The sequence below is a fragment of the Leeuwenhoekiella sp. LLG6367-2.1 genome (genome assembly GCF_045055775.1).
Lineage (GTDB): Bacteria > Bacteroidota > Bacteroidia > Flavobacteriales > Flavobacteriaceae > Leeuwenhoekiella > Leeuwenhoekiella aequorea.
This window is the reverse complement of sequence record NZ_CP159331.1, coordinates 1324460-1337859: the sequence shown is the minus strand read 5'-3', so window position 1 is coordinate 1337859 and position 13400 is coordinate 1324460. Positions and strand designations below refer to the sequence as shown.

The 13400-nt window shown below is 36.5% G+C and carries 13 protein-coding genes; 7 read left to right on the top strand and 6 right to left on the bottom strand.

The features are described 5' to 3' along the window. Positions 1–51: 51 nt before the first annotated feature. The 3 genes from ABVM53_RS06105 to panC are packed head-to-tail and all read right to left on the bottom strand — an operon-like array spanning position 52 to position 2241. Entirely contained in the window at positions 52–1020 is a 969-nt protein-coding gene (locus tag ABVM53_RS06105) for a YbhN family protein (protein ID WP_405330482.1), read from the bottom strand. Between the two features lie 2 nt (positions 1021–1022). After that, entirely contained in the window at positions 1023–1373 is a 351-nt protein-coding gene (gene panD, locus ABVM53_RS06100; protein ID WP_405330480.1) for an aspartate 1-decarboxylase, read from the bottom strand. Between the two features lie 19 nt (positions 1374–1392). Next, positions 1393–2241, bottom strand: a complete 849-nt coding sequence (gene panC / locus ABVM53_RS06095) for a pantoate--beta-alanine ligase (protein WP_405330478.1) — start codon at positions 2239–2241, stop codon at positions 1393–1395. Positions 2242–2348: 107 nt separating this feature from the next. On the opposite strand from panC, the gene ABVM53_RS06090 reads away from it, so the two are divergent. From ABVM53_RS06090 to ABVM53_RS06065, 6 genes are all read left to right on the top strand, one after another. Then, positions 2349–3158, top strand: coding sequence for a glycogen/starch synthase (locus ABVM53_RS06090; protein WP_405330476.1), 810 nt, complete (start codon positions 2349–2351; stop codon positions 3156–3158). 10 nt (positions 3159–3168) lie between these two features. Next, positions 3169–4782, top strand: a complete 1614-nt coding sequence (locus tag ABVM53_RS06085; RefSeq protein WP_405330474.1) for a DUF4270 domain-containing protein — start codon at positions 3169–3171, stop codon at positions 4780–4782. A 9-nt stretch (positions 4783–4791) separates the two neighbouring features. Then, on the top strand, positions 4792–6642 hold the full coding sequence (gene glmS, locus ABVM53_RS06080; RefSeq protein ID WP_405330472.1) for a glutamine--fructose-6-phosphate transaminase (isomerizing): 1851 nt from the start codon (positions 4792–4794) through the stop codon (positions 6640–6642). A gap of 239 nt (positions 6643–6881) precedes the next feature. Then, positions 6882–8390 carry a F0F1 ATP synthase subunit beta gene (gene atpD / locus ABVM53_RS06075; protein ID WP_128757996.1) on the top strand — a complete coding sequence of 503 codons (1509 nt, stop codon included), beginning with the start codon at positions 6882–6884 and terminating at the stop codon, positions 8388–8390. 91 nt (positions 8391–8481) lie between these two features. Further along, positions 8482–8760 carry a F0F1 ATP synthase subunit epsilon gene (locus tag ABVM53_RS06070; protein ID WP_128757995.1) on the top strand — a complete coding sequence of 93 codons (279 nt, stop codon included), beginning with the start codon at positions 8482–8484 and terminating at the stop codon, positions 8758–8760. Between the two features lie 72 nt (positions 8761–8832). Beyond that, positions 8833–9363 (top strand): hypothetical protein, encoded by a 531-nt coding sequence (locus tag ABVM53_RS06065; RefSeq protein ID WP_405330470.1) that lies wholly within the window; start codon positions 8833–8835, stop codon positions 9361–9363. Positions 9364–9367: 4 nt separating this feature from the next. Here the strand turns inward: ABVM53_RS06065 and ABVM53_RS06060 are convergent, their stop codons facing one another. The 3 genes from ABVM53_RS06060 to ABVM53_RS06050 form a co-directional block, all read right to left on the bottom strand. Further along, the gene (locus ABVM53_RS06060) at positions 9368–11140 is read right to left on the bottom strand and encodes a M61 family metallopeptidase (protein WP_405330468.1); all 1773 of its coding nucleotides are present in this window, start codon (positions 11138–11140) and stop codon (positions 9368–9370) included. A 64-nt stretch (positions 11141–11204) separates the two neighbouring features. Continuing rightward, positions 11205–11432: a helix-turn-helix domain-containing protein gene (locus ABVM53_RS06055; protein ID WP_405330466.1), complete on the bottom strand. Its 228-nt coding sequence runs from the start codon at positions 11430–11432 to the stop codon at positions 11205–11207. Positions 11433–11434: 2 nt separating this feature from the next. After that, on the bottom strand, positions 11435–11950 hold the full coding sequence (locus ABVM53_RS06050; RefSeq protein ID WP_405330465.1) for a DUF2975 domain-containing protein: 516 nt from the start codon (positions 11948–11950) through the stop codon (positions 11435–11437). A 248-nt stretch (positions 11951–12198) separates the two neighbouring features. On the opposite strand from ABVM53_RS06050, the gene ABVM53_RS06045 reads away from it, so the two are divergent. Next, complete coding sequence (locus ABVM53_RS06045; protein ID WP_405330463.1) at positions 12199–13392, top strand: aminotransferase class I/II-fold pyridoxal phosphate-dependent enzyme; 1194 nt, start codon at positions 12199–12201, stop codon at positions 13390–13392. The last annotated feature ends 8 nt before the right edge of the window (positions 13393–13400 follow it).

Genomic DNA, 13400 nt, shown 5'->3' with positions numbered 1-13400 from the left:
ATGTGAATTTAACCATAATATGAATATACAGCCTAAATGTAACGTGTGGGTTTATTTGCTTCGGTTTAATACGGGTAGCAAAATAAATGACAGAGCACCAAGTATTACCACTAAAAGAGTTTGTGAGCCCCAAATAATCCATCCAAATGCCTCTCCACCTTCCTTACTGAATCCAAAAAATACAAAAAGTGCACCTATTGTTATCGGGTAAACGCCTATTCCACCGTTAGTAACAGATATTGAAAATGATCCTATTACAAATGCAGCGAGAATGATACCAAGATTAGCGATTGCAATTTCTGGGATTGTGAATTTTATTACCCAAAACATAAGAATGTACATCAGCCAAATAAATAAGGTATGAGCAATGAAGGCAATCTTGTGTTTCATATGTAAGATACTCTTCATACCTTCTAAGAGCCCATTCATAAATTTTCTTATTTTCAGAAAGAAACCAGATCTGGCATTTTTTACTATTCTAAAACCAAGGTATATGGCACCTACTATGAGGGCTAGAAATACAATAGTATAAAGCGGATTTATATTTTGTTCTTTTAGATAGGTTAGAAGCATATCTGTTTGCATCAAAACAGCTATCGCAACTACAAGTAAAAGCATCAGAAAATCTGCGATGCGTTCTGAAATTATAGTTCCAAACCCCTTTTCAAAAGGGACATCTTCGTATGTCGTCAATAATGCGCCCCTTAAAAACTCGCCGCTTCTAGGTATTCCTAAGTTTGCTAAATAAGCAGCCATTACAGCCATAAATCTATTAGAAAGCTTTGGGGAATATCCCATAGGTTCTAACAAAAATTGCCATCTATATGCTCTCGAAAAATGACTTAAAACGCCAAATATTAAAGATAAGAATATGTATGTTGGGTCTGCTTTTTTAATATTTAACCAGAGTGTAGTGCGTTCTTCTGGTGTTGCTGAGCTTAAAGAATAGTAAATCAAAAATACTCCTAACCCTAGGGGTATTAATATTTTGAGAACTTTTATAAGTTTTTTCTTGCTCAAGGTTATTTAAGCAGATTTGTATCCTCATTAGGGAAAACTAGAGAAGGCTTAAATGCTTTGGCTTCGTTTAATTCCATAAAAGCATAAGCGATAAGAATTAAAATGTCTCCTTTTGCAACCTTGCGTGCTGCTGCACCGTTGAGTGTTATCTCACCACTACTGCGTGGCCCAGGGATTGCGTAAGTTTCTAAGCGCTCGCCGTTTGTTACATTCACAATCTGGAGACGTTCTCCTTCAATTACACCGGCAGCATCCATAAGATCTTCATCTATCGTAATGCTTCCTATATAATGTAATTCTGCTCCGGTAACTTTTACGCGGTGAATTTTTGACTTTACAACGTTAACTAACATGGTGTAAAAATAAGGGTTTTTAATTTAGGGCAATATTATCAATAAGACGCACGTCATCAGCAAAAACAGCTATAAAGGCACGGTGCGTTTCATTGGTGTCTTTTATAGTCGTATGCTCTAATGTTGAGGCATTTGCGATTTCAAAATATTCTAATTTCAGTAGTTTGTTATCTTTAAAAGCATCGATAACAAACTGATGAACATCTGCAATAGGTTTGTCGTTAAACAGTTCTTTTGCTTTCAGCAAGGTGTTATAAATAAAAGGAGCAACCTGGCGATGTTTCTGAGTCAGGCGCATATTGCGGGAACTTTCTGCAAGACCATCATCGTGACGGCTTATAGGGCATCCTACAACTTTTACAGGTAGGTTTTCTATAGAGACTAATTTGTTTACAATTTGTAGTTGTTGGTAGTCTTTCTCTCCAAAAAATGCAAAATCGGGTTGAACAATCTCAAAAAGATATTTTAAAACTGTGGCTACACCTTCAAAATGTCCAGGTCTGAAAGCACCCTCCATAACTTTATCAAGTCCGTCAAAATTGTAATCAATCGACTCTACTTTTGAGCCATAAATTGTTTGAGTGCTAGGAGCAAATACCAGAAGATTAGGGTTAATGTTTTCTAGTAGCTCTAAATCTGCCTGAAGATCTCTGGGATACGTCTTTAAATCCTGAATATTATTGAATTGAGTAGGGTTTACAAAAATACTTACAACAACAATATCGCAGCTTTTTAGAGCAAAATTAAAGAGGCTGGCATGGCCCCGATGCAGAGCTCCCATAGTGGGTACAAACCCTATTTTTAAACCATTTTCTTTATGCGCTGCAACAGCGTTAGAAATTTCTGGTCTATTAGTAAATACGTGCATGGGGATTAATTTAACAGGCGGCAAAATTACTATATTACTGGCAATCTGCATAAAATTTCGTAATTTTGCGTGTTTTTTAGCCTTAACAGAAACTTAGAAGCACACATATGAAAAATAAGAGGATATTATACGTATCATCTGAAGTTATACCTTATTTGCCAGAGACAGAGATTGCGTCTATGTCTTTTGAGGTACCTCAAATGGTTAATAGTAAGGGAGGTCAAATAAGAATTTTTATGCCTCGATACGGAAATATCAATGAAAGACGTCATCAATTACATGAGGTAATTAGACTTTCTGGAATGAATCTCGTTATTAATGATTTTGATATGCCGCTTATAATTAAAGTAGCTTCTATCCCTAAAGAGCGTATTCAGGTGTACTTTATTGATAATGAAGAATACTTTAAGCGTAAAGCGACGTTTACAGACGAAGATGGAAACTTATTCGCAGATAATGATGAACGTGCAATCTTTTTTGCAAAGGGAGTGGTTGAGACTGTGAAGAAATTAAACTGGGCTCCAGATATCATTCACGTTCATGGCTGGTTAGCTTCATTGCTTCCGCTTTATCTGAAGAAATATTATGCAAGTGAACCTCTATTTAAACAAAGTAAAATAGTTACTTCGGTTTACAATAAAGGCTTTGATGATACGCTTAATAAGCAACTGATTGATAAAATTGCTTTTGACGGAATTGATAAAGGAGATATTTCAGAATTAGAAGAGCCTACGTATTCTAACCTTATGAAGGTGGCTATAAAAAATTCTGATGCTGCAATTATTGGATCGTCAGATTTAGATGAAGAGCTTTCAGGATATTTAAATACTACAAAAATACCTGTATTACCCTATAAGAAAAAAGAAGAGTTCGCTCAGGCTTATGAGGAATTCTACACGACTAAGGTTTTAGATTAAATAAAAATAAATGAAATTAAACGCGTTGTTAATAAGAACATTAGGAATACTAACTGTTCTTTTTGTTGCTGCTTCTTGTGAAGATGATTTTTTAGAAATAGGAGAGGGATTAGTTGATTCTAGCAATTTTACGTCAGATGTAGATACATATAATGTTATTGCTTATAACGAGCAATTTGCTAATATAAATGGTGTTCAGACAAATGGGATTAGTGTTGGAGTTTTAGGATATTATAACGATCCACTGTACGGCACAACTACTGCTTCGAGCTTAAGTCAGGTAGGTTTAGCGACATACAATACTACATATGGTACAAATCCTGTAATAGACTCTATAGTTTTTACAATGCCTTATTTTAGTACACAATCTACAAATAGTGACGGCGAGACAGAATTTACTTTAGATTCAGTTTATGGTTCAAATCCTATTAAATTAACGGCTTACAGATCTAATTATTTACTTAGAGATAATGCGCCGCCAGACTTTACAGATGCTGCGGTTTATTATTCTAATGACATTCCTAATTTTAATGGAGTGCGTGGAGATCTTCTTTTTGAAAGAGAAGTTTTGCCTTCTAATGCACCCGTAATTACCACTGTACCTGCAGATGCTACTGCCGAAAGTCAAGATCCTGTGGCAACAACAAACTCACCTCGATTGCGATTTAGGTTAGACCAACTTGCGACAGGTGCAAATTCTGCGTATTGGCAAAATGCAATTTTTGCTAAAGAAGGTCAGGATGTGCTTTTCAACCAGAATTCATTCAGAAATTATTTTAGAGGAATTTATTTTGAAGCAGCGCCTATAGGAGGAACAGGTAATTATTTCCTTTACGATAAAGCAAATACTTCGGTTGTAATTTATTATAAATCTGGAGCAGATGATTCTAGAGTGCAAAGTAGTGTGACGTTAGGCTTTGGAGGAAATTCTGCGATAAATCTAGATAACAATTTTAATACTTCAGTAACAGATCGTTTAGCCAATGTGAATACGACTGAAGGTGATGAGCGTTTATATTTAAAGGGCGGTCAGGGAAGTATGGCTGTTATAGAATTATTTGGCGATGATGCAGATAACGATGGGATTCCAGAGGAATTAGCAGATTTGCGCTCAAAGAACAGATTAATTCGTGAAGCTAATTTGGAATTTTTTGTAGATCAGCCAAGTATTGCAGAATTAGCTACTTCGGCTATATCTGAGCCAGATCGTATTTATATCTATGATTTAGAAACAAATCAACCTTTAATAGATCTTTCACTAGATGCAAACATTACGAGCACAGGAGCTATTACTGCGGTAGGAACAACACATTTAGGTCCTTTGACAAAAACGGAAACGGGTCTTGGGATTAGTTATAAAATTAGAGTTACAGAGTATATTAAGAACCTTCTGAATACTGAAAACGATAGTCCTAATACAAAATTAGGAATTGTTGTGAGTCAAAACCCCGCTGTAATAAGTACTGGTAAGATACAGAACAAGTCTACGACAGATTACCCGAGTAGAGTGCCTTATGCATCTGTGGTTTCTCAAAAAGGAACAATTCTGTATGGTAGTAATGCTTCGGTACCAGATGCACAACGCTTAAAATTGAAAATATTCTACTCAGAAGCTTCTAATTAATAAAATACTATGTGCGGAATTGTAGGTTATATTGGTCACCGTCAGGCATATCCTATCGTGATGAAAGGATTACAGCGATTAGAATATAGAGGTTATGATAGTGCCGGTGTTGCGATATACGATGGAGAGTCTATACAGCTTTGCAAGACAAAAGGTAAGGTTGAAGATTTAAAAAATAAGGTTGAAAGTTCTATAAATACAGCAGGTAATCTGGGAATAGGACATACACGCTGGGCAACTCACGGTGTACCCAATGACGTAAATTCACATCCTCACTATTCAAATTCTGGTGATCTTGTAATTATTCATAATGGAATCATTGAAAATTATGATGCTATTAAAAAAGAACTTACAAATCGCGGATTTACATTTGAGTCTGATACAGACACAGAAGTTTTAGTAAATCTTATAGAAGATGTTCAAATAAATCAAGGATTAAAATTAGGTAAAGCAGTGCAAGTTGCACTCAATCAAACAGTGGGTGCCTATGCCATAGCTGTATTTGACAAGAAAAAACCTAACGAGATTGTAGTTGCAAGATTAGGCAGCCCATTAGCCATAGGTATTGGCGAGGGAGAATTTTTTATTGCATCAGACGCATCTCCTTTTATAGAATATACCACAAACGCGCTATACCTGGAAGATGGTGAGATGGCGATTGTGCGTTTAGATAAAAAAATAAAGGTTTTCAGTATTAAAGATGATGCCTTAATTACCGCTCCTTACATTCAGGAATTAAAATTAAATCTTGAGCAAATTGAAAAGGGCGGGTATGAGCATTTTATGCTTAAGGAAATTTATGAACAACCTCAAGCCATACGTGATACATTTAGAGGACGTATGCGTGTTAAAGAGGGTATTATAAAAATGGCCGGCGTAGATGATCATATTGATAAATTTATCAATGCAAAAAGGCTGGTAATTTTAGCCTGCGGAACCTCTTGGCACGCAGGATTAGTTGCAGAATATATCATTGAAGAATTAGTGCGTATTCCTGTAGAAGTAGAATATGCATCAGAATTTAGATACCGTAATCCGGTTGTCGAAAAAGGAGACATTGTAATAGCAATTTCTCAAAGTGGGGAAACAGCAGATACCATGGCAGCTATGAAACTTGCTAAAGAGCAGGGAGCATTTGTTTTTGGTGTTTGTAATGTGGTGGGTTCTTCTATATCAAGAGAAGCTCATGCTGGTGCCTATACGCACGCAGGCCCAGAAATAGGTGTTGCATCAACAAAAGCATTTACCACACAAATTACTGTACTTACGTTGCTAGGTTTAAAAATAGCAAAGGCTAAAGGCAAAATTTCAACGTCAGACTTTCATATGCATCTTGAAGAGCTCGATCTTGTTCCTCAAAAAGTTGAAGAAGCATTGCAAAGTAATGAGCAGGCAAAGAAAATCGCCGAAGTATACAAAGACGCAGCTAACTTTTTATACTTAGGTCGCGGGTTTAATTTCCCTGTAGCCTTAGAAGGTGCTTTAAAACTAAAAGAGATTTCCTATATTCATGCAGAAGGATATCCGGCAGCAGAAATGAAACATGGTCCTATTGCACTTATCGATGAGCAAATGCCCGTCGTAGTTATAGCTACTCGCCGCGGTCATTATGACAAGATAGTAAGTAATATACAAGAGATAAAAAGTAGAAAAGGTAAAATCATAGGTATAGTTACAAAAGGAGATGTTACTGTGCGTGATCTTGCAGATTATGTTATTGAGGTTCCAGAAATAATGGATTCTATGTCGCCTTTACTTACAACTATTCCGCTTCAATTGCTTTCCTATCACATTGCAGTTATGTTGAATAAGAATGTAGATCAACCCCGTAATCTTGCTAAATCTGTTACGGTAGAATAAACTTTATGTGTGCGGTGATATGCGCATTAAATCTAAAAACAAAAACCTCCTTATTTAAGGAGGTTTTTGTTTTTTAGGAGGTAAATAAATGAAAAAAAAATCTACACAGTAATTTCAACTAAAGAGGGTTAGTTTTTTTAATATTAAAAACTATCTTTGCACGACGAAAAAAAACAGGTGATTTTAAGCGCTGAATTTTTTTTCAACTACATATTTTGCTAAACATTAAATAGTTAAGAATGTCAAACGTTACAGGTAAAGTTTCCCAAATTATCGGCCCTGTTGTAGATGTGGAATTTGCAAGCATTGCAGATCTTCCAAAAATTTATGATTCATTAGAAATCACTAGAGCAGACGGAAGTCTTCTGGTACTTGAAGTGCAATCACACGTAGGTGAGAACACAGTTAGAACTATCGCTATGGATTCTGCAGATGGTTTGAGCAGAGGTACAGATGTAGTCGCTACAGGTTCGCCTATACAAATGCCGATAGGTGATGATATCTACGGAAGATTATTTAATGTAATTGGTGATGCTATTGATGGTATAGGTAACCTTCCAAAATCTGGAAATGCAGGTCTTCCTATTCACCGTGAAGCACCAAAATTTGAAGATTTATCAACTTCTACAGAAGTTTTATTTACAGGTATTAAAGTAATTGACCTTATTGAGCCTTATGCAAAAGGTGGTAAGATTGGTCTTTTTGGTGGTGCTGGAGTAGGTAAAACGGTATTGATTCAGGAGTTGATTAACAATATTGCAAAAGGACATGGTGGTCTTTCTGTATTCGCCGGAGTAGGTGAGCGTACTCGTGAGGGTAACGATTTACTACGTGAGATGTTAGAGTCTGGTATTATAAAATACGGTGAAGACTTTATGCACTCTATGGAAGATGGTGGTTGGGATCTAACTAAAGTAGATAAAGAGGCGATGAAAGGCTCTAAAGCTACTTTTGTTTTCGGTCAGATGAATGAGCCTCCAGGGGCGCGTGCTCGTGTGGCACTTTCAGGATTAACAATTGCTGAATATTTCCGTGATGGAGCAGGAGAAGGTCAAGGTAAAGATGTTCTTTTCTTCGTAGATAACATTTTCCGATTTACACAAGCGGGATCTGAAGTATCTGCTCTTTTAGGTCGTATGCCATCTGCGGTAGGTTACCAGCCTACATTAGCAACAGAAATGGGTGCGATGCAAGAGCGTATTACTTCTACAAAAAGAGGTTCTATTACATCTGTACAGGCGGTTTATGTACCTGCAGATGACCTTACTGACCCGGCACCGGCTACAACCTTTGCTCACTTAGATGCTACGACTGTACTTTCTCGTAAAATTGCAGAATTAGGTATTTATCCTGCGGTTGATCCTCTAGATTCAACTTCACGTATCCTTTCTTCAGCTATTTTAGGTGATGAGCATTATAACTGTGCTCAAAATGTAAAAGAGTTATTACAGCGTTATAAAGAACTTCAAGATATTATTGCCATCTTAGGTATGGAAGAATTATCTGAAGAAGATAAATTAGCTGTTGGTCGTGCACGTCGCGTACAACGTTTCTTATCTCAGCCTTTTCACGTAGCAGAACAATTTACAGGTATACCAGGAGTTTTAGTAGATATTAAAGAGACTATAAAAGGATTTAATATGATTATGGATGGTGAGTTAGACCACCTTCCAGAAGCAGCTTTTAACCTTAAAGGTACTATCGAAGAAGCGATTGAAGCTGGTGAGAAAATGCTTTCTGAAGCTTAATAGGCTATTGATTTCTTTTCTGTGAAAGCAGAAATCTAAGTATTGATTTGAATAGTTTTTCGCTTTGGCGGAAAAGATAAATGAACATATTATGCATTTAGAAATAGTAAGTCCTGAAGCTACTTTATATAGCGGAGAAGCAACATCAGTTACTCTTCCCGGAGTTGATGGAGGTTTTCAGATTTTAGATAATCATGCCCCTATAGTTGCTCTTCTAGAAAAAGGAGTAATCAAGGTAAAAGGAGCAACTCTTTCAGAGAAAGCTAAAAAACAATTTACAGCCGGAAAAGAAGCTGGCGAATTTGTTCTTGCTATTAGCTCAGGTACTGTAGAGATGAAAGATAACAGAGTAATTGTATTAGCAGACTAAATACTAGTTTGACATACACATAAAAGAAAAACGCTTAATCTAAAGATTAAGCGTTTTTTTTATTTTAGTGTTATGGAATCTTCCCAAAAACTAATTGTAAATCAAACAGATCGCTCCCTTGTTATTAAATGTATAGCGGCACTCTTTTTTACAGCTTTTCTATTTTTAATCTTTCGTAGTTATCATATAACATTTGCGTCAGGTTATGATTTAAGTAGTAAGCAGGATTTTGTAATGTGGGGAAAAGAGCTTAAAAATATACTACTAGCTGGAGTTTTCGTTTTTGCAATTGGATCCTATTTAGCTAAACGCAAGCGCATAATATTTATAAATTCTTCTAAAAAATATAAAGTTCAATATTTCATAGGACCTTTTCATTGGGGTCGCTGGACACATTATGAACAGCTCAAAATGATAGGAATATTTAAGAATTCTAAAGAAATCTATGAAGTTAATATCTGGTTTTCAAATTCAAGACACATCAAATTTGATAATTTTCAGTTGCATAACAAAGCGCTTGTAGAGGCTCAATACTTAGCTGAAACTTTAAAACTTGCAATCTGGGATGCATCAGATCCTAAAAATCCTGATTTTATTAAATAAGTAGTTATTTTTTAGATAACCAAGATTCTCTCGCTTTTAAAATCGTTTTCTTCACATCCTTATCAACAGTAATGTGATAAGTAGGATCTGCTAAAAGAATCGCGGTAGTGGTTTTTAATTTCCCAAAGCCCACGTATTCGATTGTTATTTTGTCTCCTACATTTTTAGAATCAATCATATTGTTGAAGGTTTCCTTATCATTTACAGCGGTTCCATTAACTGATGTAATAATATCTCCATTATCTAACCCTGCTAAATAAGCCGGACTGCCTATCGTAGTATTTCTTACGATTTCAACACCATTTTCAGTGTTGCGCAAAGTGGCCCCAAAAACCGCCTTAGAAGAGTCTCGTTTCATAGTAAGACCTACCTGTTCAAAAAGCGTTTCATAATCCGGCATTTGACTAGCATAGATATAGTTGTTAAAAAAGTCTTCTGAAAATTCCTTACCCGCATAAGTAGATAATGTTTTTTCAATATCACTCACTTCGTAGCCTACTTCATTCGTCCCGTAGGTAGACCACATCAGTTTCATAAAATCATCAAGACTCAAGTTTTTTTCGCGTAAGCTAAGATCTAGAGCAAGACCCAGAACACTTCCGTAGGAATAATACGAAATAAACATATTCTTGCGATTTACAGGGTCCACCGCTGTTGCAGCATCTACAAACGGCGCCTGATTACTCATTTCAATAGGGTTAAAAAACTGTAATGCAGGAGAATTCCAAACATAATTAAACGTGCCATTGAGACCTTTAACATACTCTTCTGCAGTAATAATTCCTGCACGTTCTAAAATAAGGTTGGTGTAGTAACTTGTAAAGCCTTCTGCAAACCATAGCGAATTACTCATATTAGCACGATCAAATTTAAACGGCTCAAGATCTGCGGGGCGTATACGCTCTACATTCCAGCTGTGAAAATACTCGTGAGAAACCGTGCCTATATTGCCTTTCATTCCGCCATTAGCAAGTGTCTCTGTGTCTGTAAGAATGGTGCTGTTGCGATGCTCCATCCCATCCCCTGAGACATTAGGCATATAGCAGGCTAAAAAGGTATATTCACCAAAATCATAGATAGGCAATGCTCCAAAAACCGCTTTTTCTTGCAACACAATTTTTTGAACTTTCTCCCAGTATTTATCAAATTCAGCTTCTGTTCCCGGATCGTGTAATACGAATCGTATATTCTGGTCATCTACTTTAAATTCACGTAGTTTGTAGTCGCTTATTTCGGTGGGACTATCTAAAAAATAATAGAGATTAGGTGATGTGAAAGTTGTGCCTTGTGTATGTTTAAGCTGTGTGGCAACTTTCCAATTTAGGTCTTTGCGTGTATTAAAGGTGATTTCTATTGGGCGTTCCTGTAAGCTTTCAGCATAGATAAATGTTGCTGGCATATTCAAATGTGCATGCGTTTCGTCAATTTGAGAATAGGTTCCGTCAGCACGATTGGCAAAAAGAATGTATTCTATATTAATAGTTCCGTCTGTGTTTGTGATCTCCCACGAGTAAGGATTTTCTCGCTTTATTTCAAGTGTTTCGCCTGCTTCATTTGTAGCTTTAAAACCATATACATTTTTAGCAAATTCGTGAATTGCATAACGTCCCGGTGAAGACCTACTCATTTGTACACGCAGCTTTTTAGATTTTACCTGCGGAAAGGTAACCTGTACCACGGCCTCGTGGTGAACTGCATTGTCAAAAGAAATTGTATAGGTGTTAGTTTGTGCCTGAAGTGATAGGCTTACAAGAAGGAAGGCAATCCAAAGTTTCATAAAGTACTATTTGCATTAAAAATAATTAAACAAATGCAAATGGGTACTAGAAACCTGCCTATTTCTATTCCCCTCCTTTGGAGGGGTTAGGGGAGGAAAAGGCTATAATATCCCCGGGCTGACAATCTAAAGCTTGGCAAATGGCTTCTAAGGTAGAAAACCGAACTGCTTTGGCTTTACCTGATTTTAAAATGGAAAGGTTTGCCTCCGTAATCCCCACGATTTCTGCAAGTTCTTTGCTTTTCATATTTCGGTCTGCTAAAACTTGATCTAAGTTGATGATTATGGGCATAGCTAGACGGTTAAATCGTTTTCCTCTTTCAGTTTCAACGCTCGTGCAAACGCGTCGCTAAGGAGTAGAAAGAGTACTCCTACGATTAAAAGAAAAAAAAGAAGGTTGAAATTTGAAGTTCCAAAAGTGATACTGAATTTACTTTTAATCGTAAGCAAGGAATAGATTCCTATAAAAACCAACGAGCCCAATGCACAAGCTGTAAAAAACTGTCCGGCTTTTTTAGTGCTTACAATAACTTCTTTAGAGAAGAGCTTGTTTTTGAGCAGCAAGGCTGCAAACTTTCTCAAATGGTAAAAACCTGCAAAAAATAGCAGGAACAGCGCAAAAAATAGAATTATAAATAAGAGCGCTTTACCTCCAAAACCATCTTCAGTAAACGGAATATTTACATTAATAATACTTTGCTCAGGAAAAATCAGGATGTACAAAATAGTTCCAGGAAAAAATACCACTATGGGAATCATCAGGTAAAAAGCCAAATCAATAAGTAGTTTAAAAAGTTTGTTTAGATTCATAAATCTTAATAATGTGTTATACCAATACTTATTATATCAGCAAAAAAAGCCATTCAAGAAAAAATTATTACCACCGAAGCGGCTATAATAAAAAGTACTTTTTCAGTTTTTATAATATGAATATTATCGTTTTACGATAACGAATATAGTTTAATTATTGAAAAACAATAATTTTTTTAGTTTTTTGAAAATTAAAATATCTTTCTACCCTTCTTTGGAGGGTTTGGATGAGGATGTATCTTTACGTGATGCTACCTAAAAAATTACAGGCAAAACTTGATCTGCGGAGTGCAGCCAATGCGTTACGTAAATTAGGCTCCTCTTTTTCGGAGGAATCTGGAGAAAATGTAGATTTTTCTTCAAATGATTATCTGGGATATTCTAAAAATCAGACAATATTTTTTCGAGCAAGCGAAATTTTAGAAGAGCACCAGCTGCAACAAAACGGTGCGACCGGTTCGCGGTTACTTTCTGGTAATCACAAGGTATACCGACAAGCAGAAGATTTTATAGCACAAATACATCAAGTTGAAGCTTCGTTGATTTTCAATTCGGGTTACGATGCTAATGTGGGTTTTTTCAGTAGTGTGCCACAGCGTGGTGATGTGATTCTATATGATGAATTTATTCACGCCAGCATTCGTGATGGTATACAAATGAGTAATGCAAAAGCCTACAAGTTTAAGCATAATGACTTGGAGGATCTAGAAGCAAAACTGTCACTTCGAGCGCAGTCGAGAAGCGCAGGAGAGTCAGCTGAGTTTGAAATTTATATGGTCACTGAATCGGTGTTTTCTATGGACGGCGACAGTCCAAACCTCCAAACTATGGCAGATTTAAGCAAAAAGCACGGAGCCAATTTTATTGTTGATGAAGCACACGCACTTGGTGTTTTTAATTTTGGATTAGTTCATCAGCTAGGATTGCAAGACCGCGTATTTGCTATTCTTGTAACATTTGGTAAGGCTATGGGATGTCACGGCGCAGCAATTTTAGGATCTAATCAATTAAAAAGTTATCTCGTTAATTTTGCCAGAAGTTTAATTTATACCACAGGATTACCACCGCATAGTGTGGCTACGATTTTAGCTTCTTATGAACATATGGAGCGTGAGGCTAAAATGCCTCAATCCGATATACTTAGGCTCGACGTAACCATTCAGTTCTTCCGGGAAGAAGTCAAAAATAAAAACCTTCAAGCGTATTTTATCTCGAGCGACTCTGCAATACAATGCGCGATCATTCCGGGAAACGAGACCGTTAAAAGGATTTCACTCCAGCTGAAAAAAGCCGGGTTTGATGTTAAAGCAATTCTTTCTCCTACAATTTCAGCCGGTCAAGAGCGCTTGCGTTTTTCTTTACACAGCTATAATTCTCAAAATGAGATTCTAAACGTACTCGAGCTCTTGTCAAAATCTTTAAAGGGATTCTCTGCCGATTAATCTTCCCG

Bases quoted from the DNA above. Each gene is read 5' to 3' on its own strand.
- panC (WP_405330478.1), bottom strand. From the start codon at position 2,241: ATGCACGTATTTACTAATAGACCAGAAATTTCTAACGCTGTTGCAGCG.
- ABVM53_RS06085 (WP_405330474.1), top strand. From the start codon at position 3,169: ATGAAATTAAACGCGTTGTTAATAAGAACATTAGGAATACTAACTGTT.
- ABVM53_RS06050 (WP_405330465.1), bottom strand. From the start codon at position 11,950: ATGAATCTAAACAAACTTTTTAAACTACTTATTGATTTGGCTTTTTAC.
- panD (WP_405330480.1), bottom strand. From the start codon at position 1,373: ATGTTAGTTAACGTTGTAAAGTCAAAAATTCACCGCGTAAAAGTTACC.
- ABVM53_RS06045 (WP_405330463.1), top strand. From the start codon at position 12,199: ATGCTACCTAAAAAATTACAGGCAAAACTTGATCTGCGGAGTGCAGCC.
- ABVM53_RS06065 (WP_405330470.1), top strand. From the start codon at position 8,833: ATGGAATCTTCCCAAAAACTAATTGTAAATCAAACAGATCGCTCCCTT.
- ABVM53_RS06070 (WP_128757995.1), top strand. From the start codon at position 8,482: ATGCATTTAGAAATAGTAAGTCCTGAAGCTACTTTATATAGCGGAGAA.
- atpD (WP_128757996.1), top strand. From the start codon at position 6,882: ATGTCAAACGTTACAGGTAAAGTTTCCCAAATTATCGGCCCTGTTGTA.
- ABVM53_RS06090 (WP_405330476.1), top strand. From the start codon at position 2,349: ATGAAAAATAAGAGGATATTATACGTATCATCTGAAGTTATACCTTAT.
- ABVM53_RS06060 (WP_405330468.1), bottom strand. From the start codon at position 11,140: ATGAAACTTTGGATTGCCTTCCTTCTTGTAAGCCTATCACTTCAGGCA.
- glmS (WP_405330472.1), top strand. From the start codon at position 4,792: ATGTGCGGAATTGTAGGTTATATTGGTCACCGTCAGGCATATCCTATC.
- ABVM53_RS06055 (WP_405330466.1), bottom strand. From the start codon at position 11,432: ATGCCCATAATCATCAACTTAGATCAAGTTTTAGCAGACCGAAATATG.